A 26,878-nucleotide genomic window follows, 5' to 3' on the forward strand; every position below is an offset into this window, starting at 1 on the left:
TAATTTATTTGAATGATTTTTAGTTATTTTCGATGCAAATGTATGAAATTAATTTGAATATCCTAATTTTCTCAGCACTTCATCACTAATATCAATACGTGGATTGGCAAAAATGATGCCTGCAGCAGAGGCTCTGTCGAGTACAAGGTCGTATCCGTGTAGTTGCGACAGTTCCTTTACAGCACCATATATTTCATCCTGAATAGGATTAATCAGCTTCTCCTGCATCTTAGCCAGTTCGCCTTCCGGACCGAAGTATTTGCGCTTCAGTTCGGCAGCGGATTTCTCTTTCGCTACAATCTCATCTTCCTTCTTAGTCTTCTGAGCCGCAGAGAGAGTAGAGGACTGAGCTTGATAGTCCTGGAACATCTTCTGTGCTTCCTTGGCAATTACCTCCACTTCGCTTTGATATTTCTTTGTAGCTTCCTGCAATTGCTCATTAGCGCTTTGATATGCCGGAATATTTTTCAGAATATATTCCGTATCGATCAATGCAAATTTTTGTGCACTAGCTGCCATACTGATGGCAAACAGTAACATAATGGATAGAACAGACTTTCTCATGACGTTTAGTTTTTAGTTTTTATATTAGAATTCTTGTCCTAAAATAAAGTGGAATTGACTTCCGCCGTAGTCTTTGGTACTGCCTATTCTGTCGAAACCATAACCCCAGTCGATACCCATCATACCAATCATCGGCAAGAAGATACGAACACCGACACCGGCAGAACGTTTCAAATCAAACGGATTGAATTTAGAGATATCATGCCAAGCATTACCGGCTTCCAGGAAACCTAACACATAAATGTTAGTACTTGTTTCCAGCATCAACGGATATCTTAATTCGATACCAAGACGGGCGTAAGCATATCCTTCTTCTCCATACGGTGTCAATGAACTGTTTTCATAACCACGCAAGGCGATACTTTCCGTTGCATAGCTTGAGTAACCTGTCATACCGTCACCACCTACGTCGAATGTACCGAACGGTGATTTCTTGTATTTATTATAGTGACCTAACAAACCGAACTCTGTACGTGTCATCAATACCAGACACTTAGGATGTGCTATATAATCCATCAACGGAGTATATGTTTTGGCTTTAAATTTCCATTTGTGGTACTCAACCCATCTATGAAGTTTATTCATATTATCCTGAGTGATGCCTCTGTCGCTTTCGGGATTATAGAAATAACCTTTATAGTCTTTACCATCAAACAATGAGTACGGAGGAGTAAGCTGAACTGACAGCGAGAAGTCCGAACCTGTACGTGGGAAGATCGGGTTGTCAATAGAGTTACGTGCCAAAGTTAGTGAAAGGCTGAGGTCATTACATTTACCGTTGGTTACCGGGAAATACTGCCAGTCTTTCAGGTTGTAGCGTTGGTAAGCCAGCTCTGCAGACAAAGTAAAGTAGTCATCCGGCCATTTCAGACGCTTACCCCAACCCAGAGAAAGTCCCCACATCTTGATAGACTTGTCGGGGTCATAGTAGTTCTCATAGTTGTTGTAGTTACCGTAGTTGTATGAGCCGTAGCCACCATAGCCTGCATAATAACTATTGTAATAGTTGTTGAAATAGCTTGAGTTGTAGTAACGGCTGCTGATGTCAGTCTGAACTGAGAAGAAAGCCGATACGGAAAGTGAGTTCGGGCGTTTACCTCCAAACCAAGGATCGAAGAATGAGATGCTATATGACTGATAGTATTTAGCATTCGTCTGACCGCTGATGGTCAATGTCTGTCCGTCACCTTGCGGCAGGATACCACGGTAGTTTTCACCCGGACGCAGCAAGTTGGCAACAGAGAAGTTGGTAAATTTCAGACTCAGCTTACCGATGATACCTGTTTGTCCCCAACCGGCAGAGAATTCTACCTGGTCATTGGCTTTAGATGTCAAAGGCAGACCTATATCAACTGTTCCGTTTACAGGGTCCGGCTGAATATCCGGCTGCAGTTTTTCAGGGTCAAAGTGTCCCATCTGCTGGATTTCACGTAATGAACGCATCAGGTCATCCTTGCTGAACAACTGTCCCGGACGAATGCGAAGCTCACGACGAACTACGTTTTCATACAGACGGTCGTTACCGCTGATGTTGATCTTATTAATCGTAGCCTGACGGCCTTCATAAATTCTCATTTCGAGGTCGATGGAGTCACCGACGATATTTACTTCTACCGGATCAAGATTGTAGAACAAATAACCGTTATTGTAATATAAGTTACCGATTGCGTCGTCATCTGTAGAGGTACGTTCTCCCAGCAACTTCTGGTTGTAAACATCACCCTTCTTCATGCGGAGCAGGAAGTTCAGCTGTTCTGAAGGATACAGTGTGTTACCTACCCATGTTACATTACGAAGGTAATATTTCTGACCTTCGTCTATATCCATATATACATCTACCGTCTTTGCATCGTACTGTGCTACACTGTCTTTTACGATCATTGCGTCACGATATCCCAGCTCGTTATACTTATCTATGATCAGCTGCTTATCTGCTTCAAAGTTTTCCGGAACAAATTTCTTGGTGCGGAACAGGTTCAGAAGTTTGCCTTTTTCATTGGTCTTCTTCATCACTTTCTTCAGCTTGGATGTTTTGATGGCCGAGTTTCCGGTGATATGGATAGCGTGCACTTTAATCTTTTCCTTCTTGTCGATATCAATGTCAACAATCACCTGATTTTCGTTAGATGGATCGTCCTTTTGCGCGATAATCACTTCTGCATTCTTAAAGCCTTTATCGTCAAAATAACGTTTGATCAATGTCTTTGCACGGTCAACGGTATTCGGAGTGATCTGCATACCTTTTACCATACCCAGTTTGCTTTCAAGGTCTGTACGTTCTGACTTCTTCACACCATGATAGCGTACATCCGCAATACGGGGACGTTGTGTCAGACTGATTTTTAACCAAATCTTGTTGCCTTCTATCTTTTCGGCAGTAATCTGTACGTTAGAGAACAAACCATGTTTCCAGTAGCGCTTGATTGCTCCGGTAATCTCATCACCCGGCACGGTAATCGTCTGTCCAACGGACAGTCCGGATAATCCGATTAACACATAGTCTTCATAATTCTTCACGCCTTCAACCTTGATGTCTGCTATCTCATACTTTTTAGGCGTTCCTGAGTATAAGATGACTGGCTTAGAGTCTTCGTCAGTGTTGGTATTCTGCGTAAAGCCCGTGGCTGCAAAGCAGAACAGGCCGATAAACGTTACGAATATAAAGGAAATACGATAATGCATTTATGTTATAATTTGAAGTTTCGAATTATGTTAGCTGATTTGTTCACTCGTTTTGCCGAACCGGCGCTCTCTTTGCTGATACTCATAAATGGCTTTACAGAATTCTTCTTTATCGAAGTCCGGCCAGAATGTATCACAAAAATAAAGCTCCGAATAAGCACATTGCCATAGCAGGTAGTTGCTTAGTCGGATTTCTCCTCCCGTGCGGATCAGTAAATCCGGGTCGGGCATAAAGTTTGTGGTCAGATGAGCAGTTATGTATTCATCTGTTATTTGTTCAGGAGATATTTCTCCCGTTTTCGCAAGCGTTGCAATCTGTCGGACTGCTTCAGTCATTTCCCAGCGGGAAGAGTAGCTGAGTGCCAGTACCAGACAGGTTCCTGTATTATTAGCTGTGTGTTCTATACATCTTGACAGACCTTCCTGTACTTCGGCAGGTAATTTCTTTATATCGCCAATAATGCGGAAACGGATATTGTTCTTCATCAGAGTTTCTTCTTCGATAGAATCCAGCAATAGATTCATCAAAGCTGCTACTTCTTCCTGCGGACGGTTCCAGTTCTCAGTGGAGAAGGTATATAAAGTCAGATATTTGACCCCCAGACGTGCAGCATCCTCGATAATTTTATGTACCGTTTCTGCGCCTGCCTGGTGACCGTAAGTTCGTTCTTTTCCCCGCTGTTTAGCCCATCTCCCATTCCCATCCATAATGATGGCTATGTGCTGGGGAATCCGATTTTTGTCTATTTTCTCTATATAGGACATGTTTTGATTATAAGGTTCGTATTTAACTACTTCTTATTATTGTATTAGAAATCCGAGTTTATTAACTCTACCACGCCAGATTTTGTCAATACCTTGACCGCCTACCATCCATATATAATGGTTTCTGTCAACTACCATTGTGTAGTTTGCTTCTTTTCCCTTGAAGCTAAACTCGGAATAAGGATATTGTATTACTCCTCCTTCAAGTTTCACCGGAGGAAGAATTCCGGGAAGCATGAACATTCTGTCTACCCCTTTCCATACAAGTAATGTCGGGGAGGTATAGAATTTCTGGAATCCCTTAGCATCATCTTTTGTCTCTTTTCCGCAAATGTAAAATGCGTCATTATAATGTATAATAGACGGGTCTACTAATTTCGGACAGTTATTATTTGATGGAATCTCCATTGGAATCCAGGCTTTACCATCTTCTGAAGCCCAAACGACTGTAGCTGTGTCATTGTCTAAACCGTCTTCAGTATTACCTACAACGATTGCATTCAACGTTCCGCTTTCAGTTGCATATACATCGGCTGACAGATTGTTTATCGGGAACTCAGCAGGGACAGCTGTTAATTTGTCTATATCTTTCTCCCATGTTGCATCTTTCTTTGCAAAACTGAAATATTTCTTTCCATTAATCTCTACTATACCTGCTATTCCATTTATCTTTTTATGGTTACTGCCATCACTGTCAGAAAAGCTGGTTATCAGATTAGTAACGGAAACACCATCGGAATTGAGTACTTCATCTTTTGTCCAAGTCAAACCGTCATTAGAATTATATACTTCCTTATTCTCAGCAAGTAAATATAACTTGTCAACGAATCGGATAATGGATGTAATATCAGCACCAACAGGAAGTTTTCCTGTCGTTTCTTTATCCCATTTTTGACCATAGTTTAAACGATCAGTAGGAGAGCCTGCCGGTATTGCTGTGCTATAAATATCATCACTGTTTTGAGTGAATAGTAATATCTTATCCCCAAGCGTTACTATCTTTTGTTTTTCAGTAGTGTTGCTCATAGGATTATTCGCTATCGGCTCTTTTCCCCAACTGAGTGAATCGGGAACCATCGTATGCATCCGTATATTAACTTTGTACTCATTCTGAACCTCCATATTCGGTGCCCATACCTTCAGTACCAGAAAGTTGTTTTTCTCGGTTGCATTTACATACTTAGTCAGGTCAATAGAGTCGTTAATATTAACGATTGAATCCTGATCGTTCTGATCTTTCATCGTCACGATACCGGATGCTGTTGTCAGCGTCTTGATCAGAATACTATTAATGATCGTGTCAGCATTGACAGGCAGTGAATCCACATTATATATTAAACGACTAACTTGGTCAATTGTGAATTTATAGTTTACCCCATAACCTATAGTGTCAAGTTCAAATGCGCGTATAGTCGCATCCGGACTATAATTGACTTCGTTATCATTGTCAAGGCAAGACGTAATAACGAATGACACCATGAAAAAACTCGCAATGATTGATAAAAACTTTATTCTCATTTGAAAGATTGTGTTTATTTACAAGTTGCAAAAATAGGAACATTTTTTCCGATATAGAACATTAAGGGGAAGTTTTATATAAAATTATAGATAATAACGCTGTTTTTATCGACGTAGAACCCCTTGAATAGAACTATTTTAGCTATTTCTCGAAAACATAATGCCAAATCTGTCTGTCGAAGTGTTTTTCAGTCGAATAACTAAAATTATCGCTTATTTCAGGTGCTTTAACACCGGAATTCAGCTTGCACGGACATTTCTCAATATATACTTCATCCCATAGTTCGGCATCAATAAATGATTGGAGCAGCTGACTTCCTCCCTCTACCAGTAAGGACTGTATTTTTTGTTGATATAGCACTTTCATGATCTGTGGCAGAATATCCTGTGTGAATTCAATCGTGCGGTATGTGACGTTCTTCTTGTCCGGATGTTTTTCTGCTGTAAATACGATGGTGGGTACTTCTCCGTCAAACAGACGCAGGCTGTGGGGAAGAGACAATGCACGGTCCAAAACGATGCGTTCCGGATTCCGGCCGTACCAGTTGCGGACTGTCAGCGACGGATTGTCCAACAATGCTGTCCGCCTGCCTACCATGATTGCATCAGTTTCCGCTCTCTTTTTATGTACAAGCATGGAAGTAAGAGGGGAGGACAGTACTACGGGATTGCCGTCTGTTCGTTCTACATCAATGAAATGATCAGCCGATTCTGCCCATTTTAGTGTGATAAAGGGGCGGTGCAGCGTATTGAAAGTAATGAAGCGCCGGATCAGATACCTGCATTCTTTCTCCAGTACGCCTACTGTCACTTCTCTTCCGGCGTCCCGCAACTTCTGAATTCCTCGTCCGGCGACCTGTGAGAACGGGTCTTGACAGCCAATTACAATACGGGGAATCTGCTTCTCGATAATCAAGTCGGCACAAGGAGGCGTCTTTCCGTAGTGTGAGCAAGGTTCCAGGCTGACATAAATGGTGGAACGGCTCAATAAAGACTTGTCTTTGACGGAACGAATCGCGTTTACTTCGGCATGCGCCTCTCCGCAGCGGATGTGATATCCTTCGCCGATAATAAGTCCGTCACATACGATAACAGCCCCTACCATCGGGTTTGGAGCGACATTGCACAGTCCGTTTTTTGCCAGTTCAATGCAACGTCTCATGTATTTTTCTTCTTCCATTTTGGTGCTCTTCGCTATATTATTCTTACTTTTGCACTCCGAAATCGTAAAATATGAACCGCATCACTGCTTACATTCGTCAGTCACTACAGGATATTTATCCGCCGGAAGAGGTCAAAGCTCTTTCGATGTTGATCTGTTGCGACATGTTGGGGGTGGATGCGCTTGATATTTACATGGGCAAAGATATAATTTTATCTGCATGCAAACAGCGTGAATTAGAAAACATTATATTCCGTTTGCAGAAAAATGAGCCAATACAGTACATTCGGGGATATGCTGAGTTCTGTGGAAGGAACTTTCGGGTAGCTCCCGGCGTGCTGATCCCTCGTCCGGAGACTGCCGAACTGGTGGACCTGATTGTAAAGGAGAATCCGGATGCTCGTCGCCTATTAGATATAGGTACAGGAAGCGGATGTATCGCCATCTCTCTGGATAAAAATCTGCCGGATGCGAAAGTGGATGCCTGGGATATTTCGGAAGAAGCGTTGGCTATTGCCCGTAAAAATAATGAAGAGTTGGATGCTCAGGTCACCTTCCGTCGACAGGATGTTTTTTCTGCTGACGGAATACAGGGGGCATCTTACGATATAATTGTCAGCAATCCGCCCTATGTGACGGAAACTGAAAAAACAGAGATGGAAGCCAATGTGCTTGACTGGGAGCCGGAACTTGCCCTGTTTGTTCCTGATGAAGACCCTCTGCGTTTCTATCGCCGGATTGCGGAACTGGGACGAGAACTACTTCGTCCGGGTGGCAAACTCTATTTTGAAATCAATCAGGCATACGGACAAGACATGATACGCATGATAGAAATGAACCAATATCGGGACGTTCGTGTTATAAAAGACATATTTGGAAAAGATAGAATACTTACAGCTAACCGATGAGTGCACAATTAACAGATGAAGAGGCGTTGAATCGTGTTGCCTCTTATTGCTCCGCTGCAGAACATTGCCGGGCAGAAGTAAATGAGAAATTACAGCGTTGGGGTATAGCCTATGAGACCATAGCGCGTATCCTTGAACGGCTGGAAACCGAAAAGTATATTGATGACGAGCGCTATTGCCGTGCTTTTGTGAACGATAAGTTTCGTTTTGCCAAATGGGGTAAAATGAAAATAGCACAGGGACTCTACATGAAGAAGATTCCTTCCGATGTGGCATGGCGTCATCTGAACGAAATTGATGAAGAGGAATATCTCTCCATCCTGCGTGACTTGCTGGCTTCCAAACGGAAAAGCATTCATGCGAAAGATGATTATGAACTGAACGGAAAGCTGATGCGATTTGCGGTGAGCCGTGGTTTTGAACTCAAAGATATACGTCGTTGTATCGAAATTCCGGAGGAAGAGGAACAATTCAGTTAAAAAATAAACGGATTCTTCTTTCTATTCTCGTTCAATTTCTGTACTTTTGCGGCAAATAATTAATAGTTAGTTTAGTTATGAAAAACTTAGAGAGACTATTTGGGGAGAAACTTTTGAAGATTAAGGCTATTAAACTTCAACCCGCTAACCCTTTTACATGGGCTTCTGGATGGAAATCCCCCTTTTACTGTGACAACCGTAAAACTCTGTCCTATCCTTCTCTTCGTAATTTTGTGAAGATTGAGATTACACGTCTGATATTGGAACGATTCGGACAGGTGGATGCGATTGCAGGTGTGGCTACAGGTGCTATCCCTCAGGGAGCATTAGTGGCTGACGCGTTGAATCTGCCGTTCGTGTATGTTCGTTCTACCCCGAAAGACCACGGATTGGAAAACCTGATTGAAGGAGAACTTCGTCCGGGTATGAAAGTCGTAGTGGTTGAAGATTTGATTTCTACAGGTGGTAGTAGTTTGAAGGCTGTGGAAGCAATTCGTCGCGATGGTTGTGAAGTGATCGGTATGGTAGCTGCCTATACGTATGGCTTTCCCGTTGCCGAGGAAGCATTCAAGAATGCTAAAGTACCTTTGGTGACGTTGACCAATTACGAAGCAGTACTTGATGTAGCACTTCGTACCGGTTATATCGAAGAAGAAGATATTGCGACATTGAACGATTGGCGTAAAGACCCGGCTCATTGGGATGCAGGGAAATAATATTGTATTATTTGATCGGAAATTTTAGTAAGAAAGAACCATTCGGACAATATCTGTTCGGATAGTTCTTTCTTTGATTTTATACGAATAAAGAATTATGGCTAATTTTGAAAGTAGTGTAAAGGTAATACCTTACAGTCAGGAACGTGTGTATGCCAAGCTGTCGGACTTGAGCAACCTGGAATCAGTGAAAGACCGTTTACCGGAAGATAAAATACAGGACTTGAGTTTTGATTCGGATACACTGAGCTTTAGCGTTTCGCCTATCGGTCAGCTGACGTTGCAGATTGTTGAGCGTGAACCTTGCAAATGTATTAAACTGGCAACTACCAACTCTCCGCTACCTTTTAATATGTGGATGCAGCTAGTCTCAACAGCAGAGGAAGAGTGCAAGTTGAAAGTGACTATCAGTATGGATATCAATCCGTTTATGAAAGCGATGGTACAGAAACCTCTTCAGGATGGTCTGAAGAAGATGGTTGAGATGCTGTCGATGATTAACTATTAAACAGGTAATAAGTAATAAATAATAGGTAATACCCGCGGAGTATCAACGTAACTACGATTATTACTTACTACTTATTACCTAATACTTAAATATTATGGCGCAGAAACTTTGGGAAAAATCCGTGCAGGTAAATAAAGACATCGAACGTTTTACGGTGGGACGTGATCGTGAGATGGATCTTTATCTGGCTAAACATGATGTACTCGGTTCTATGGCTCATATTACGATGCTCGAAAGTATCGGTCTGTTGACCAAGGAAGAACTGGAACAGTTGTTGGCTGAGTTGAAGACTATTTATGCTTCGGCCGAAAGAGGTGAGTTTATAATAGAAGAAGGAGTAGAGGATGTGCATTCGCAGGTAGAATTGATGCTGACCCGCCGTTTGGGAGATGTCGGTAAGAAGATTCACAGTGGTCGTTCACGGAATGATCAGGTTTTGCTGGACCTCAAACTCTTTACCCGTACACAGATTCGCGAGATCGCGGAAGCGGTGGAACAACTCTTTCATGTGTTGATTCTTCAGAGTGAGCGATATAAAAATGTCCTGATGCCGGGATATACCCATTTGCAGATTGCGATGCCTTCATCCTTTGGATTGTGGTTCGGTGCTTATGCCGAAAGCCTGGTGGATGATATGCAGTTCCTACAAGCGGCTTTCAGGATGTGCAATCGCAATCCTTTGGGCTCTGCAGCAGGATATGGCTCCTCTTTCCCGTTGAACCGGACGATGACAACCGATTTGTTAGGTTTTGATTCGCTGAATTATAATGTCGTTTATGCGCAGATGGGACGTGGCAAGTTGGAGCGTAATGTTGCTTTTGCATTGGCTACCATTGCCGGAACGATCTCCAAGCTGGCTTTTGATGCTTGTATGTTCAATAGTCAGAACTTCGGTTTCGTGAAGCTGCCGGATGATTGTACTACCGGTTCGAGCATCATGCCTCATAAGAAGAATCCGGATGTGTTCGAACTGACACGTGCTAAATGTAATAAACTGCAGTCTCTTCCTCAGCAGATAATGATGATAGCAAACAATCTGCCATCCGGTTACTTCCGTGACTTACAGATTATTAAAGAGGTTTTCCTTCCCGCTTTTCAGGAACTGAAGGACTGCTTGCAGATGACGACTTATATCATGAATGAGATTAAGGTGAATGAACATATCCTTGATGATGATAAATATCTGTTTATTTTCAGTGTCGAGGAAGTGAATCGACTGGCTCGTGAAGGTATGCCTTTCCGTGATGCGTATAAGAAAGTCGGTCTTGATATAGAAGCCGGAAAATTTACTCATGACAAACAGGTGCATCATACACACGAAGGAAGTATCGGTAATCTTTGTAATGATGAAATCTCCGCATTAATGCAACAAGTGGTCGATGGCTTCAATTTCTGTGGAATGGAGCAGGCTGAGAAAGCATTATTAGGGCGATAAAATATTTTCTGCCAAACTTTTTTGATCGAAAGTTTGGCAGAAACAAGGAAACTCATTATCTTTGCACCCGTTGAAAAAATGCGGAAATAGCTCAGTTGGTAGAGCATAACCTTGCCAAGGTTAGGGTCGCGAGTTCGAGTCTCGTTTTCCGCTCTCTTTGAAAGGATGCTCGAATGGTGGAATGGTAGACACGAAGGACTTAAAATCCTTTGGCCATTGCGGCTGTGCGGGTTCAAGTCCCGCTTCGAGTACGAGTATTCCTGATTAAAAGCTCTGTAAATCATTGATTTACGGAGCTTTTTGTGTGTTTCTACCGCCATATGCCCTGCTGATAAAGGGGCAATTACAACCTCACCGAATATATTTGATAATTATTGTCATTGAATTTATTTTTAATGTTAAAAAAGTATGTGATAGATCTACTGAGATTTAATTTCATACCTTGATATATTATTTAGATAGTATGTTGATATTTTGTTTGGTGAATACCTTCATATATGCTGGTTGTTTTACAATATTTCTTATGCATTAAATAGATGTTAAATCCAGTCTTTTCCTTCGAACTATCTTTTTTTGTGTGATGTTGTTTATTTTGAGAACGTTTTGATACAATGTAAAAGATATTGCGCAATTGAACAGGGTGAATAGTATCTTATTATAAATCGGGAGTAAACTCTTTTGGGAATGTTTTTGTGTTTTCCATGTTTTTACGTTTTTCTCCCTGCTGTAAGTGTGGAGGAGGATGCAAGGGAGTTTACATAATTCAATATATTATGGACTTACATTCAGGATTGCCCTATTGGGTTGTTAAAAATTCATTGTTAGATTACTTTCATCCCTTGGAGGATGATTTTTCAACAGATATTGTAGTTGTGGGGTCTGGTATAACGGGTGCTTTGATGGTACACGAGCTTTGTAGTGCCGGTTTAAGATGTTGCATGGTTGACAAACGAAGCATTGCAACTGGAAGTTCCATTGCAAGTACCGCTTTACTGCAATATGAAATTGATGTTCCTCTTTGTGAAATGGCAGAAATTATTGGAGAGGATAATGCTGTTTCTGCATATCGCGCATCTTTGGCATCAATTGCTGATATTGAAAAGGTATTAAAGGAAACAGGAGTAGATGCTGATTTTGAAAAACGACCAAGTCTTTTTTATGCTAGTATTCCAAAGGATATAGAATTAATTGAAAAAGAATATGTGATACGAAAGAAGCACAATTTGCCGGTTCGTTTGCTGGGAAAAGAGGAGATAAAAAAACTGTATAATATAGAGGTTCCAGGCAATGCACTGTTAAACCGAGTATCGGCGCAGATGGATGCTTACAAAGCGACTACTGGTCTTTTGCTCTACCATATGAAAAAAGATGGACTGGAAATTTTTACTCATACCGGTGTAACAGAATGTGTTGAAATGCCTGAAGGATATATTATAGAAACAGATAGAGGGCATAAAATAGAGTGTAAATATGTGATCATCGCAGCCGGATTTGAAGCAGGGAAGTTTTTATCTCGGGAAATTATGGATTTGACTTCAACTTATGCACTTGTGTCGCATCCGGTAGATTCTAAAGATTTGTGGCCTGAACAGTGTTTAATTTGGGAAACAGCTGAGCCATATTTGTATATACGGACTACAAGGGGAAATCGTATCATTGTCGGTGGTGAAGATGAAAAGTTCAGTGATCCGGAGCGCCGTGATGCGTTACTCAGAAAGAAAACTCTTGTATTAGAAAAGAAATTTAGGAGATTATTTCCAAGTATTCCTTTTAAAACAGAAATGGCGTGGTGTGGCACTTTTAGTACAACAAAAGATGGGCTACCCTTTATCGGTAATTGTCCAGATAAGGACAGGATGTTTTTTGATTTGGGATATGGTGGCAACGGCATAACCTTTAGTATGATTGGAGCACAGATTATCTGCAAGAAGTTGCAAGGTATAGATGATGAACGCGGTAGGATTTTCGGTTATGAGAGAATTGAAAAATATTGGTAATTTGCAGAGAGTAAAAGTCAATAGTAACTCAAATCTCCTTCTTGAAGGAGGGAAATTTTGGGAGAGTTGCTATTGACTTTTGCTGTACTCTCCCATGTTTAGAATTATATTCATATAAATATTGCTTTCTGATGTAGCTAATATTTTTGAACTCCAGTACCCAGCCATTGCGGCATTCGTGCCTTGCCGTAGAAATAATAGAACAGCAATCCTATCCAGCTGGTAAGAACGATTAAGATAATAGCTATCAGCCGTCTTTCTATTGGTGCATGGATACGCCATATTTCCAGTGCGGCTTTGATAGTCAGTACTAATCCAACAATCCATATTGCAAATCCAACCATAGCTTATTAATATGTAAGAAGTTACTATTTATAGAATGATATACGATTAAGAATTAGTCAAGTTTTTTACTTACATCTTTTTTCACTTCGTTATATCCTTCCTTGATTTCTTTCTTGGTTTTCTCTGCGTTGTTTTGAACGTCTTTTTTGGTGTCTTTCCATGCATCTTTTACGGCATCAGCACCATCTTCGATTTTATCGGATACTTTGTCCACTGCATCATTGACGTTTTCTTTCACTTTTTCAACTTGTTGTTTCGCTTTATCCTGTTCTTTTTTATTACGACAGGACGTGAAGGATATTATAGTTGTAACTACAAAAATCGCAAATAATAATTTTTTCATATTCTTTTAAATTAAAATTGTAAAGTCACTTTGAGAATAAATTGGTGGATTCTTCAGGCAGATTCCTGTCTGCCTGAAGAATGACACAAACTTAACGATTCTGAATGCCTATTTCTTTTCAGTTTTTTTGCTTGAAGTCGAAGACTTGCACTCTTTAGCTTGGGCGGTCTTTTTAGTGCCCTTTGCCTCTTCCTGTTTCTTTTCAGTTTTCTTGTTCATAATTCAAAAGTTTTAGTTAATAATTTAGGTTTATTCAGAAACACTCTAGTGTTCTTAATTGGTTTACTAGAATCTGTTTCATTTTTTTGCATCAGCAGCTATTGTATGCATTTTGCCTTTAAGGTCATCTGCCTTTTCAGCTAGGTCGAAAGTTTTGTCTGCAACTTTATCGGCTACGGCAGCACCTGTATCCAATACTTTTTCCTTTGCAGTATCTAACATTTCTTCGGCTTGCCCACTTATTTTATGAAAGGCATCACATACTTTTTTCTTTAGTTTTTTGGCTTTAGAAGTTCGTGAAAAACGATAAACGAGGGCGCCAATGACCGATCCTATACCAAGACCGAGCCATAAATCAGAAGTTCTATTTTCCATAATTAAGTTGGTTTTAGATAGTTAAAAATAGAGTTTGGTAATAAGTAAGAAACTGTATGTAAGTTAAGTTCTTAAAGTCACATACTTATTAGTGGGTTTATATGTAAATATATAGATATATAATTAGTATTTTATAAAGGAAAAATATTTTGCTTGTTGAATGGAAAAATATTTATTCATATCGCTAGAATATTCTTCTTTACAGTCAGCTTGTTTGCTGTCTCATACTTGATAAACAATAAATTATTGTTCCTATGATAGAACTGACTATTAATCTGATCCATAAATTTGAACTTATACTTTTCATGGCTGTAGATTTTATTGATGAAACAATATTTAAAACTCATTTTTTTAGAAAAATATGTAGGTTTCCTCTATTACACTTCCCCGATTTATTATATTACTTTTGTTATATCATCCGAAATGTACTTAAGCTCCTACTGTATGAAAAAAACACGGGATTAAAAAAAATAGTTCGAAGTTTCAAAATGGAATTAACATCATTTTTTATTTTATGGAAAATTGAAAAGAGGCTTATGGATTTTAAATGCATAATCGAAGGAATAAATATATGATTGAAATTGTCCTAATAATAAGATGATTCCTGTTCGTGTATATTTATGATCTGATGCTGGAAAATCGTACAAAAAATGACTAATATAATTTAGAAAGAACACTTATCTATTTCCGATGTTTTTGTTGGGGAGTATTTGGGGTATTATGCGGTATTTCCGATAGATGAGATAGTTGTGTTTTTTATGTTTCTGTTTTTAACATATAATTATTAATTTATTCAGTTGCTGTTTAAATAATATTTTCATATTTTTGCAAATATATTTTTGAGTGTTTTGTGAAAGGAATGAAGATAATTGTAAAAAATAGAAAACTTTTAGTGTTTATAGTTCTTCTCATTAGTAGTGCTGTGAGCAAGGGGCAAATTTATAAGTACATAGGGTTGGAAGACGGTTTGAACAACCAGAAAATCTACCATATTCAAAAAGACCGACGCGGATATATGTGGTTTTTGACTCAGGAGGGGGTAGATCGTTATGACGGTAAACACATCAAGCATTATACTTTCTCGGATGACAGTATGAAGCTGGACTCACGGATAGCTTTGAACTGGCTTTATATGGATCAGGAAGATGTATTATGGGTAATCGGGCAGAAAGGACGTATTTTCAGGTATGATTCACAACATGATAAATTTGAATTGGCTTATGTACACCCTGAATTGATCCGAAATAAGTTTCAAGCATTTCTTGATTATGGTTATCTGGACAAGAATGATCATATTTGGCTATGTTACAAAGATACAATTACCTGGTATAATATTCGTACTGGAACAACACAACATATGCCAAAGCCTGTCGATGGTGCAATATCTACTATTGAGCAGGCTGATGGCGGTCATTTTTTTATCGGTACGGGAAGCGGTTTGTTTTGTGTCGGGATAGAAAAGGGAGAACTGAAACAAATTCCTGATGAAGTAGTAAAAAGCATCGTTACACCTGTTCACGAACTGTATTACCATACTGTGTCAAAGCAATTATTTGTGGGTAGTTATAAAGAAGGGATACTTATATATGATATTGGTAAAACCCAAAAAATCACTCCTTGTTATGCACCAAACAATGTGGAAGTTAATCAGATTGTTGCTCTGAACGCTGATGAGTTGTTGATAGCTACGGGTGGAAAAGGAGTATATAAGCTGAATGTAAATACTTGTAAGAGTGAACCTTATATAACGGCTGACTATAGCAGTTATAATGGAATGAACGGAAACAATATCAATGATATCTATGTGGATGAGGAGGAGCGTATTTGGCTTGCCAATTATCCTACTGGTATTACCATTCGTAACAATCGTTATGGAAGATATGATTTGATAAAGCATTCTCTTGGCAATAACCGGTCGTTAGTGAATGATCAGGTGCATGATGTGATAGAAGATAGTGACGGTGACCTTTGGTTTGCAACTAGTAATGGAATTAGTTTTTATCAGACCGATACAAGAGAATGGTGTTCTTTTTTTAGTTCTTTTGATCCGGTGCCGGATGATGAGAATCATATCTTCTTGGCGTTGTGTGAAGTCTCTCCTGGTGTGATATGGGCTGGTGGTTTTACGTCTGGAATTTATAAGATAGAAAAGAAGAAAGGGTTTAAAATAAGCTATCTTTCGCCTGCGGCCATTGCAGGAATACGTCCTGACCAATACATTTATGACATTAAAAAGGATTCGGGCGGTGATGTATGGTCCGGTGGATATTATCATTTGAAACGCATTAATCTTGAGACTAAAAATGTTCGTTTGTATCCGGGAGTAAGTTCCATCACCACCATTCTGGAGAAAAATGCCCGTCAAATGTGGATTGGTACAAGAATGGGACTCTATCAGCTTGACAAGCAATCCGGTGTTTACCGGTATATTGACTTGCCTGTTGAATCTCCTTATATATGTGCATTATACCAGAGAGAAGATGGTATCCTGTATATTGGTACTCGTGGAGCAGGTCTTCTTGTTTATGATATCAATAAAAAGAAGTTTATTCATCAGTACCGAACTGATAATTGTGCACTGATTTCTGATAATATTTATACGATTATTCCGCGTCAGGATGAAAATCTCCTGATGGGTACGGAAAATGGTATTACGATTTATTCACCTAAAGATCATTTTTTCCGTAACTGGACACGGGAGCAGGGACTGATGAGCGTAAATTTTAATGCCGGTTCTGCCACAACTTACAGTAACAGTACGCTTGTCTTTGGTGGCAATGATGGTGCTGTTAAGTTTCCGACAGACATAGAAATACCTGAGCCATATTATTCGCGTTTGTTATTACGGGATTTTATGATAGCTTATCATCCTGTCTATCCTGGTGATGACGGATCTCCCTTGAAGAAGGATATTAACGAGACTGATTGTCTGGAATTGGCCTACGGTCAAAATACTTTTTCGCTTGATGTGGCTTCCATAAATTATGATTATCCTTCTAATATTCTTTATTCATGGAAAATCGACGGTTATCATAAAGAGTGGACCCGTCCGAGTCAAGATAATCGGATTGTTGTTAGAAATCTGCCTCCTGGCAGTTATACGTTACAAATTCGTACTGTATCTAATGAGGAGAAGTATAAAACTTATGAAACAAGGAGTATTCAGATCATTATTACCCCTCCGGTGTGGGCCAGTATGTGGGCAATGGTGGGGTATGCAATTCTGGTGGTCTTGATTATGATTATCATATTCCGTGTTATCATGTTGCATAAACAAAAGAAGATTTCTGATGAGAAGACACGTTTTTTTATTAATACTGCTCATGATATACGTACGCCGCTGACATTGATAAAAGCACCGCTGGAAGAAGTTGTTGAAAACCATATGGTGGCAGAGAAGGCATTACCCCATATGAATATGGCCCTAAAGAATGTGAATACATTGCTTCAGCTGACAACCAACTTGATAAACTTTGAACGGATCGACGTATATTCGTCTACTCTTTATGTTTCTGAGTATGAATTGAATTCTTATATGAATGATGTTTGTGCTACTTTCCGCAAATATGCTGAGATGAAGCGTGTCAGATTTGTTTATGAGAGTAATTTTGATTATTTGAATGTGTGGTTTGATAGTGACAAAATGGGGTCTATCTTGAAGAATATTTTGTCAAATGCGTTGAAGTACACGCCAGAGAATGGTAGCGTGTGTATTTGTGCTTGCGAGGAAGGGAATACTTGGAGTATTGAGGTAAAGGATACAGGAATTGGTATTCCTTCATCTGAACAGAAGAAATTATTCAGAAATTGTTTCCGGGGTAGTAATGTAGTCAATTTGAAAGTGACCGGAAGTGGGATTGGATTGATGCTGGTATATAAACTGGTTAAGTTGCATAAAGGAAAGATCCATATTCAAAGTGTTGAACATCAGGGAACATGCGTGCAAATTACTTTCCCGAAGGGAAATACCCATTTGCATAAAGCAAAGTTTATCTCTCCAAAAACGCCGAATGAACGTATGGATGCTGTTGTACTGGGGGGAACTTCTGACTTGCCGGTCTTGGAGGCACCTCAGATAAAAACCTCTTTACAGCGTATTCTGGTAGTGGAAGATAATGATGATTTGCGTAATTATCTTGTGGATATGCTTATGGCAGGGTATAATATCCAGTCCTGTTCCAATGGCAAAGATGCGCTTGTCATTATAAAGGAGTTTAATCCAGATCTTGTTATATCCGATATAATGATGCCTGAGATGAGTGGAGACGAACTGTGCTCAGCTATCAAAACGAGTGTGGAAATGTCTCACATTCCAGTCATATTGCTGACTGCGTTAGGGGATGAGAAAAATATACTCGGAGGACTGGAAATCGGAGCAGATGCCTATATAACCAAGCCATTCAGTGTGGGTATACTAAAGGTTACTATTAAAAACATATTGGCAAATCGTGAATTGCTCCGTCAGGTCTATAATAGTATCGAAAATAAAGAAAAGCATTTACCTGTCAATTGTACTAATACTTTGGACTGGAAATTCATAGCTTCAGTCAAGGAATGTATAGAGAAGAATATGGGAGATTTGGACTTTGGGGTAGATGTACTCAGTAATCAGCATCATATGAGTCGAACAAGTTTCTATAATAAACTGAAAGCGCTGACCGGTTATGCTCCGGCTGACTACATCCGGATGATCCGTTTGCAACGTGCAGCACAATTATTAAAGCAGAAAGAATATACAATAACGGAGATTGCTGAAATTGTCGGGTTTTCGGATGCGAAGTATTTCAGGGAGGTATTTAAGAAGTATTATAATGTCAGTCCAAGTAAGTTTGTGAATTCGGATCAGGAATAGAGTAGACGAGATATCGTTTTATACCATTGTTGTTTCTTATAAACTTTTGGAGAGGATTATAGGACGCTAAATTCGAAAAAGAAGAAGATGTCAAAAGCAAGATAAATGTATCATCCTGCTTTTGACATCTTCTTTTTTTAATAGATTATTTATAATAACTTGTTGGAGCCGAGTATGATCAGCATTGTATATCCCAAGATAAGTCCTATAATTCCCATAATGATACCTACCTTTTCCATATCTTTTTGCTGAATCATTCCTGTGGCATGTGCCAGGGCATTAGGTGGTGTACTAATTGGTAATATCATTGCCAGCGATGATCCGATGGCGACTCCAATTAATAAAGTCTCTACACCTCCCAACGATGACAGGTTTTCACGCATGCTGATTCCGGCAATGGCGAGAATAGGGACGAGTAATGCTGCAGTGGCTGTGTGTGAAATAAAGTTGGCCATAGCATAGCAAATCAGTCCGGAACCGACAATCATCAGTACAGGGGGCCATGTGCTGAATGGGATGGCTTCGATCATATGCTTTGCCAGTCCGGTCTCTTGCAAGGCTACGCCCAATGCGAAGCCGCCGGCTACCATCCAGAGTACACTCCAGCTGATCTCTTCCAGGTCACGTTTGGTAATAACGCCTGTTATACAAAAAACAGCTACCGGAATCATTGCCACTACATTGGAGTTTACTCCTGTAAATTTGTCGAACATCCACAATAGAACCGTTATAGCAAAGGTGATATAAACCACAATGGAGCGCCAGTCTTTCTTTGCTTCACCTTCAATTTGCAGTTCGATGCTCTTTTGTTTGAATGGAAACAGTCGTAAGAGAATAAACCAGGCTATAAACAGTACAATAATAGTGTAAGGCAACATAAAGCTCATCCATTCTCCAAAACCGATATTCAGATTTAATCCTTCCGGATCATTCAAATACTTTAAAGCAATGGCGTTAGGTGGTGTACCGATAGGAGTTCCCATACCACCTACATTGGCAGCAACGGGAATGGCCATAGCCAATCCGATTTTCCCTTTTCCATCTGCCGGGAGTGCTTTTAATACGGGAGTAAGGAAGGTAAGCATCATGGCCGCCGTAGCCGTATTGCTAAGAAACATGGAAAAGACAGCTGTAACGAGGATGAATCCCAATAGCACATATCGTGATTGTGTTCCGAAAGGTCTCAGCATAACTCGTGCCAACAATACATCCAGTCCACTTTTGGTTGCTGCGATGGCAAGAATAAATCCACCTATAAACAGCATGATGATAGGATCGGCAAAGCAATGCAGAATAGACTTATATTTGACTGTCTGTCCCAATTCCTCCGCAGGAGTATTTTGGGTTAAGAACCATAAACTACTGTCGGAAACGGTAAGTAATAATAGTACAACAATAAGAACGGAAGTGGTCCATGCCGGGACAGCTTCGAACACCCACATGAGTGTGGCGAAAATGAAAATGGAAATAAGTCTTTGTTCTATAACGGTCAACCCTTCTATTCCAAAAGTATCAATGGGAAGGAACCATAAAATAAGAGAGAGGGTAATAGCTATGGTTAACTTTATACATCGGGCCACTGTCTGATTCTTTGCTAACCGTTTAGCTTTCTTTAAGTCCTGATAAGCTTCTACTAGGTGGAAGCCGTGAAAAATCTTGTACATAATATTAGAATGAGATAAAATTAAAAAACGTTTGCAAAAATAACTTTTTATTTTGTATTTAGTTAGTCTGACGTTAAAGATTTCTTTTATTCAACATATTTATTAAAATTTTATGCAGATGACTTGCTGTATTGAAAAAAGTAGTATTTTTGCCGCCGCTTTTGGAAAATGCATTTATAAAGTTTCCAATATTCAGTATTATTTTAATCAAAAAAACATGAATTATTCTTGCAGAAAAACCATCGTTCCTATTATAATAGGAACATTACTTTCAGGCGCCTGCTCGAACGATGAACCAACCGGGGGAAAAGGCCATCAACAAACTTATTCAGTGGTATTAAAAGGAATTACGGTAGCAGGAGAAGAATCTTCTGAAGAGCTCAAAGATGTATCGGTTTTCCAGTTTAGTGACGGGAATTTATATAAAGAGGAACAGCTGACTCCCGGGCAAGGCGGACAGTCGGAGATTTCTGCGGTCAGCGGATCTCGACTTTATTTTCTGACCGGACTGGAGATTCCTGCTGGAGAGAAAGCTAAAAGTGAAGAAGAATTTCGTAATACGATTATCGGTGAAGGATTGCATGATAATTCTGCGCCGGATTTCATGGCGGCTGTAGTCGAATTGGAGAGCGGAGTAGTGACACGCAGCAATGCGGAGGTCAATGTAATTATGAAACGCGGTGTGGCGCGCATTGATTTGAACACAACAGCCGACAGCAAAACGCAGATAAAGGAAGTCATCGTAGAGAATGCTCCTGCCGAGACTTTACCATTCCTCGAAAATGTCCGGGCGTCGGATAAAACGGTGAGCTATCGGAAGGAGTTCTCTTCTGCATTCGATGGCAAGCAAGAGGGGGTATTCCGTCTGTTCGAGAGCACACGTCCTGTCAATATCATCTTGCGTGGAACCTATGGTGAAGTCCCTATCAGGTTAAAAGTCGAATTACCAGTTGTCGAACGCAATAAAGTATATGAATTGGCAGTGCTCAATGTGGGAGCTGAAGTGACAGGCGTTTTTGAGATCAAACCGTGGGAAGAAGGGGAAACTATTGTCGGAAAGCCTGATACGAACCAACGTCTTTTGCTTAATGCGTCGAAATCCAGGATTCCGGAAGGGGTGAAGGTAGACTATGAGAATAATATACTGGAAGTGCCTGCTACAGGTGCTGATGACATGACACTGGCGTTCGTTACAGACACTCGTATCGATATTTCTTCTACAGAAGGTGCCGGTAGCGGAACAAGTGTAGGCAATATGTCCGTGTCGGAAGAGGCGGAAGGTATCGTGTCGTCATTTAATGTATCGGTTGCAGCGCAAGGCAGCGGTCGCCTGGGCTATACGGTTTTGGTGCATTTGAAAAATGCCTTGTTGAGTGGAACATATGATTACGTGGAGATACGTGTGGCTCCGAGTGACAAACAGATTGAAACTGTGGAAATCGCAGGAAATGTATGGATGGCATTTAATGCGCGTAGCCGCGATCTGGAAGATCAGATTTATCCGTTGGACGGGGCTACGGTCGAAGATATGTATCATAAAAGTTGGATTAACACGGTGGGTGGTCTGTTCCAGTTTGGACGTTTATATATGTACGTGCCTTGGCAGGGGTATAATCCTTCCAACAATTTAGGTAACCAGACAGCTGATGCACCTTGGGTAAATGATACACATATGCCTTGCCCTGAAGGATACCGGATACCGACTGGTAACGAATGGCAGTCTCTGCTTCCTGCAGACCAAGAGATTCCGGGTAGATATAAGGCAGGAAATGGAGAAACAATTGCCGCTACACTTCACATCGGAGAAGGAACACTGATAACTCCGTCCAGTGGTGTGACGGGAACACAGCATTATGTGAAGTTTACTTCGGAAGACACCGGTCGCAGCCTTATTATTCCTTTGGCTGGCTCGAAGGGAGATAAGTCATCATCCAATAATCCGGCTTTCGGGAAAAGAGCTGTGTTGTGGACAAACGAACGTAACGGTCTTCCGGGCGGTTATGCATGGGCTTACTGGTTGCCGTTCGAAGGAGCCGAGACAGCCGTTATTAAGAAACAGCGGTTACAGATGGAAGCATTTGCATCCGTACGTTGTGTAAAGAAATAGAGGAGGCTGTTTATGAAGATGCTAAGAATCATAATGATATTACTGGGCGCATTATTGCTTGCCAACTGTTCGGGCGATTTTGAACAGGAGACCGGCATTGTTCCTTCCCATTCCGGACAAGTGTCGTTTTTGTTTGGGTTGCAGCAAGACGATGCGTCCGTGGTGCAGACACGCGGAAGCAAACCGGAGCAGATCACTCGTATGTGGTATGCTATTGCCAATGAACGTGGAGAGATTATTAAGCCCTTATATCAGAAGCTGGAAGAAAACTTCTCAAAATTGACTATCGAAGGATTGAGTATGGGGGATTATACAGTCGTTTTTTTGGCTACTACGAGCGAGGAAGAAGATGAGGCTGTCAAAGAACCCGAAAAACTGTCCGATGACTGGTTGATAAATCATGCGGAAAATGCGCCGTTAGATGCGGTTTACTTTTATAAAAAAATAGAATTGCATATCGGCAGAGATCAGGCTTCGGTGTCGCATACAGTGGTCTTGGAGCGTTCTGTAGGGCGAGTGGATATCGATTTGAATGTATCGTCCGATTATATGTGGAGATTCATTCGTAAAATCGATGTAACTTTCGACGATGCCGAAGGAATATATGCCGCTCTTGGTGCAGACGGGAAATATTCCGGAACCAAAAAGATAGAATCTTATGACATTACCGGGAAATACTCGTTTTACTCATTGCCCGGCACAAAAGCATTATCCGGATTTGTGACGATTGAGTCCGATCGCAGTGACGGAACTCAGTTTGTCCGTAAATACCGTTTCACGGATTGTAAGATTGAGGCAGGCCGTGTGTCTCATATTAGTATTGATTATCTGCATCCGGAAAATCAGGATGGTTCACTTTATGTTCGTAAGGAGGACTTCTTTCGGTTTCGCGCGGATACGATGTTTTTGGCCAGTGAGCCACGTGAGGTCTTTTATGACAGTCGCCGTCGTTCTTTTTATGCGAATGCTCCGTTGCAGGTTTCCATTTCAGACGAACATCAGTTGCTTGTCAAGTTCTTTTCTCCTGTAGGTATTCAGGATGTGAAGATTATGTGCCGCTTTAATAAATTTAGCATGGAGTTCTTCGAACTGGCACATTTTGAACAGATTTATCCGTTTATGGAAGCGTCATTCCCCTTGCCGGTTGTAGATTCGGAACGGACATTCACTACAAGTAGTGGACGGAAGATAGTGGTGCCTGCACAGCCCGGACTTTCCAATGACGATGTGACGCTTGTTATTCGTACAGAAGATCCGTTTATGAAGAAAATAGAACAGATAGACAGTCGCTGGTTTATACGTTTTTCTTCTTATTCGGCTGACAATGGTCATGCGTATTGGCGTCATATGAATCCGTTATTGTGCCGTCACGGAGTGGCGTTGGCTGTCAATATGGCTTTCATGTTCTCTTCCGAAGAGTTTAATATGGAAATGAACAAATACGAAGGTTTGTTGAAAGACAATGGAGGAAATCCGATCAATCTGGATGCGTTGCGTCTAAGAATCCGTAATCATGGCGGGCTTGTGCTGGGTTGTGTTGCCGGTGTCGGCGGATTAGGTGGAGGCAATACGTACGGCTTGGCTAATTATTGTTATACCGGTGTTTATTTTGATGCGACTCCTCCGGATGCCCATCCGCATAATTATCCCCGTCAGGCCATGTTTCATGAATACGGGCATTGCCTTGGGTATAGCCATAGCAGTACGATGACATATGGTGACCAATGGACGGTGTTGTGTGCAACGGTTTTTGTGGATATGGGAAAGAATGGCAAATTGCCGGTATGTTCGAAAGAGATAATAGCACAGTTGCCGATGTAATCTGAAATCTTTTTCCTTCTTGCTTATTGCAAGTACAAGAAAAGCCCCGAACCATCACGGTCCAGGGCTTTTTTCATCATTATAAACATGTATATAAGCAATACTAAATTTAAACACGTAAGACATCACGCATACAAACGGCGCTAACTGCCCATTATGGGCTGTCAACATTTGCAAATATATATATTTATAGATTAAGAAAGAATATCGCATCGTCACGAGTGAATATTCTGAGTAAAATGATATTAAATCAGTAGTAATTTCAAATGGTTCCGCCATCACAACGAAACGACATTTGTAATAAATTCAATATTAAACATGTCTAACTTTGTACTTTGACAAACTTTCAATTATGACTAAGACTGTAAAGATACGGCTTTTTTAATAAATATGCAATAATTATAATGTTGTAAATTCACTTCTGTCATTCGTAAGGGGGAGGCTGTTGAGCGGATATTAAATTGGGGAAAGTTTTATTTGACTGTCGTTGATGGATGTGGGATTTATAGGATATAGAATCACGACCTATAAATACTTGTTTTTAGAGTAAATATTGAGAATATATTAAAAATGGAACATATAATACCAAAAATAGCACTTGCGGTAGTGCTTTTTAATAATTAACTTTGCATAATTTTATGTGATAAGAAATATTTAATATTTAACTATGAAGATTATGAAGAAAAGATTGTTGTATTTGTTCATGCTTATTTGTTCCATAAGTTTATTTGTGAGTTGTAGTGATGATGATGATGTGAAATATCCTGTTGATAGTGAACTTGCAGGTGCATATAAGGGAACGATGGATGTATATTATGTGGGAGTATCTACTCCTATTGCTTCTGATATGGTTCAGAAGGTTTATATTTCAAAGGCTTCAGATACTGCCGTTAAATTAGAATTGAGAAACTTTACTATTACCGTGGCGGGTACTGAACTTCTTATTGGTGATATAACAGTGGATAATTGTGCTCTGACAAAAAGTGGTGATACATATAAGTTCTCAGGCAATCAGAAGTTAAGTCTTGTGGTGGGTGTGTGCAATACATCCGTTTCGGGGACAATTGGTAAGGATGCTGTAGATATGGTTATTGATGTAGATGTAGAAGGCGGAATGAAAGTTAAAGTCAATTATAAAGGTGCTAAACTATCGGGAAGTGAAAAATCAGAGGCTAAAATTACTAGTTTTACTATTGATAATGAGGTTGTGACAGTAGCGCCGGTTATTGATGAAGAAAAGGGTACAATCTTGTTTAAAGTGAATGACGAAGCTACTGATGATGATTTGAAATCATTGACTCCGATTATTGAAATATCAGAAAAAGCTACAGTGGCTCCCAAAAGTGGTGTCCCACAGGATTTTTCCGCTGGTAAAACTGTTACCTATACAGTTATAGCAGAAGATGGAACGACTAAAAAATATGTAGCTTCAATAGCGGGTAGTCAGAATTTTTTAAAGTATTCATTTGATACTTGGGTTGTTCAACATGAAGGTTTGAAAAATGAATATTGGAATCCGGCTCCAGTGGATCAATTGAGCACTTCCAATGAAGGAGCAGGGCTTTTAGCTACTTTAGGTTTTAAAGGTGGTTTTCCTGTGGTAGAAGATAAAGATGGTTATAGTGGCTCCTCTGCCAAGTTGATAACTTTATATACAAAAGGAGCTGGTTTTGGATTGGCTCCTGCGATAACTTCGGGCTCTTTATTTACTGGTAGTTTTAAGACCGATGCATCAGATCAGTTAAATTCTACTAAATTTGGTATTCCATATGCAAAAAAGCCTTTGATATTTAAAGGTATTTATAAATATACTCCTGGTGATAACTATGTAGATGGTTCTGATAAAAAGAATGTTCTGGAGCATCTGGAAATTGTGGATGAGTGCTCTATAATGGCTGTTTTGTATGAAGCTGTGGATAGTGAAGGCAAAGAGGTAATACTTACTGGGCATGATATTGCATCTTCGGAGTATCGTGTAGCTGTAGCTGTATTGGAAGATGGTGGAGCAAAAGCTGAGTGGACTACTTTTGAGTTGCCATTCAATAATTTGGACGGAAAATCTTATGATATGTCTAAATCATATAAACTGGCAATTGTATGTTCCTCAAGTAAAGATGGTGCAGCTTTTAAAGGAGCTGTAAATAGTACTTTAATTATCGATGAGTTAGAGGTTATTGGAGAATGATGAGGAGGTTAGATTGAATCAATTAGTTAGAAATATAACTTTGAAAACTATAGTATTTTTGAATAAAAAGGGGGGATTTTAATCTCCCCTTATTTAATGCTCTTTTGTTAGATGTAGTGTAAATATGAACCTTAAAAACTCTATAATAACAGTGTTTTGGGTAATGTAATCTTAAAATCAGATCATAAAATACAAAGAATAGACCTTGTGATAACTAATATAAATATGTTACT

At 40.0% G+C, this 26,878-nt stretch carries 19 protein-coding genes and 2 tRNA genes; 12 read left to right on the top strand and 9 right to left on the bottom strand.

Going from position 1 to position 26,878, the window contains the following annotated elements:
* Positions 1 to 48: 48 nt before the first annotated feature.
* The 5 genes from DW640_RS15350 to ribD form a co-directional block, all read right to left on the bottom strand.
* The gene (locus DW640_RS15350) at positions 49 to 564 is read right to left on the bottom strand and encodes an OmpH family outer membrane protein (RefSeq protein WP_008766991.1); all 516 of its coding nucleotides are present in this window, start codon (positions 562 to 564) and stop codon (positions 49 to 51) included.
* 24 nt (positions 565 to 588) lie between these two features.
* A complete protein-coding gene (locus DW640_RS15355; RefSeq protein ID WP_117578630.1) occupies positions 589 to 3,246 on the bottom strand; it encodes an outer membrane protein assembly factor in 2,658 nt (885 codons plus the stop codon).
* Between the two features lie 30 nt (positions 3,247 to 3,276).
* On the bottom strand, positions 3,277 to 4,011 hold the full coding sequence (locus tag DW640_RS15360) for an isoprenyl transferase (RefSeq protein WP_016269810.1): 735 nt from the start codon (positions 4,009 to 4,011) through the stop codon (positions 3,277 to 3,279).
* 36 nt (positions 4,012 to 4,047) lie between these two features.
* The gene (locus DW640_RS15365) at positions 4,048 to 5,529 is read right to left on the bottom strand and encodes a DUF6242 domain-containing protein (RefSeq protein ID WP_117578632.1); all 1,482 of its coding nucleotides are present in this window, start codon (positions 5,527 to 5,529) and stop codon (positions 4,048 to 4,050) included.
* Between the two features lie 142 nt (positions 5,530 to 5,671).
* Positions 5,672 to 6,709 (bottom strand): bifunctional diaminohydroxyphosphoribosylaminopyrimidine deaminase/5-amino-6-(5-phosphoribosylamino)uracil reductase RibD, encoded by a 1,038-nt coding sequence (gene ribD / locus DW640_RS15370; protein ID WP_199610388.1) that lies wholly within the window; start codon positions 6,707 to 6,709, stop codon positions 5,672 to 5,674.
* A gap of 53 nt (positions 6,710 to 6,762) precedes the next feature.
* Here ribD and prmC point away from each other — a divergent pair, with 53 nt between their 5' ends.
* The 8 genes from prmC (at position 6,763) to DW640_RS15410 (ending at position 12,734) form a co-directional block, all read left to right on the top strand.
* The gene (gene prmC, locus DW640_RS15375) at positions 6,763 to 7,599 is read left to right on the top strand and encodes a peptide chain release factor N(5)-glutamine methyltransferase (protein ID WP_048693819.1); all 837 of its coding nucleotides are present in this window, start codon (positions 6,763 to 6,765) and stop codon (positions 7,597 to 7,599) included.
* Entirely contained in the window at positions 7,596 to 8,078 is a 483-nt protein-coding gene (locus DW640_RS15380; protein ID WP_008762666.1) for a regulatory protein RecX, read from the top strand. Before prmC ends, DW640_RS15380 begins: the two co-directional genes overlap by 4 nt.
* Positions 8,079 to 8,155: 77 nt before the next feature.
* Positions 8,156 to 8,794, top strand: coding sequence for an orotate phosphoribosyltransferase (pyrE, locus tag DW640_RS15385; RefSeq protein WP_117578634.1), 639 nt, complete (start codon positions 8,156 to 8,158; stop codon positions 8,792 to 8,794).
* A gap of 97 nt (positions 8,795 to 8,891) precedes the next feature.
* Entirely contained in the window at positions 8,892 to 9,302 is a 411-nt protein-coding gene (locus DW640_RS15390; protein ID WP_117578636.1) for an SRPBCC family protein, read from the top strand.
* A 94-nt stretch (positions 9,303 to 9,396) separates the two neighbouring features.
* Positions 9,397 to 10,737 carry an argininosuccinate lyase gene (gene argH, locus DW640_RS15395; protein WP_072066760.1) on the top strand — a complete coding sequence of 447 codons (1,341 nt, stop codon included), beginning with the start codon at positions 9,397 to 9,399 and terminating at the stop codon, positions 10,735 to 10,737.
* Positions 10,738 to 10,817: 80 nt separating this feature from the next.
* A tRNA-Gly gene (locus DW640_RS15400) sits at positions 10,818 to 10,890 on the top strand.
* Positions 10,891 to 10,904: 14 nt separating this feature from the next.
* A tRNA-Leu gene (locus DW640_RS15405) sits at positions 10,905 to 10,988 on the top strand.
* 522 nt (positions 10,989 to 11,510) lie between these two features.
* Entirely contained in the window at positions 11,511 to 12,734 is a 1,224-nt protein-coding gene (locus DW640_RS15410) for an FAD-binding oxidoreductase (RefSeq protein ID WP_008766983.1), read from the top strand.
* 137 nt (positions 12,735 to 12,871) lie between these two features.
* Here the strand turns inward: DW640_RS15410 and DW640_RS15415 are convergent, their stop codons facing one another.
* From DW640_RS15415 to DW640_RS15425, 3 genes are all read right to left on the bottom strand, one after another.
* Positions 12,872 to 13,078, bottom strand: coding sequence for a hypothetical protein (locus tag DW640_RS15415; RefSeq protein WP_022470887.1), 207 nt, complete (start codon positions 13,076 to 13,078; stop codon positions 12,872 to 12,874).
* 53 nt (positions 13,079 to 13,131) lie between these two features.
* Positions 13,132 to 13,422 carry a hypothetical protein gene (locus DW640_RS15420; RefSeq protein WP_008762672.1) on the bottom strand — a complete coding sequence of 97 codons (291 nt, stop codon included), beginning with the start codon at positions 13,420 to 13,422 and terminating at the stop codon, positions 13,132 to 13,134.
* 297 nt (positions 13,423 to 13,719) lie between these two features.
* The gene (locus DW640_RS15425; RefSeq protein ID WP_008762673.1) at positions 13,720 to 14,016 is read right to left on the bottom strand and encodes a YtxH domain-containing protein; all 297 of its coding nucleotides are present in this window, start codon (positions 14,014 to 14,016) and stop codon (positions 13,720 to 13,722) included.
* Between the two features lie 859 nt (positions 14,017 to 14,875).
* On the opposite strand from DW640_RS15425, the gene DW640_RS15435 reads away from it, so the two are divergent.
* Complete coding sequence (locus tag DW640_RS15435) at positions 14,876 to 18,868, top strand: response regulator (RefSeq protein ID WP_117578637.1); 3,993 nt, start codon at positions 14,876 to 14,878, stop codon at positions 18,866 to 18,868.
* Between the two features lie 149 nt (positions 18,869 to 19,017).
* On the opposite strand, the gene DW640_RS15440 is transcribed toward DW640_RS15435, so the two are convergent.
* Complete coding sequence (locus tag DW640_RS15440; protein WP_008762675.1) at positions 19,018 to 20,532, bottom strand: SLC13 family permease; 1,515 nt, start codon at positions 20,530 to 20,532, stop codon at positions 19,018 to 19,020.
* Positions 20,533 to 20,749: 217 nt separating this feature from the next.
* Between DW640_RS15440 and DW640_RS15445 the strand changes: the two genes are divergently transcribed.
* The 3 genes from DW640_RS15445 (at position 20,750) to DW640_RS15455 (ending at position 26,645) form a co-directional block, all read left to right on the top strand.
* On the top strand, positions 20,750 to 22,639 hold the full coding sequence (locus DW640_RS15445; protein WP_008762676.1) for a fibrobacter succinogenes major paralogous domain-containing protein: 1,890 nt from the start codon (positions 20,750 to 20,752) through the stop codon (positions 22,637 to 22,639).
* 12 nt (positions 22,640 to 22,651) lie between these two features.
* Positions 22,652 to 24,460 carry a hypothetical protein gene (locus DW640_RS15450; protein ID WP_117578639.1) on the top strand — a complete coding sequence of 603 codons (1,809 nt, stop codon included), beginning with the start codon at positions 22,652 to 22,654 and terminating at the stop codon, positions 24,458 to 24,460.
* A gap of 667 nt (positions 24,461 to 25,127) precedes the next feature.
* Positions 25,128 to 26,645, top strand: coding sequence for a PCMD domain-containing protein (locus tag DW640_RS15455; RefSeq protein ID WP_008762679.1), 1,518 nt, complete (start codon positions 25,128 to 25,130; stop codon positions 26,643 to 26,645).
* Positions 26,646 to 26,878 lie beyond the last annotated feature (233 nt).

Origin of the sequence: Bacteroides sp. AM23-12, assembly GCF_003434395.1 — a bacterium.
Taxonomy (GTDB): domain Bacteria; phylum Bacteroidota; class Bacteroidia; order Bacteroidales; family Bacteroidaceae; genus Bacteroides; species Bacteroides thetaiotaomicron.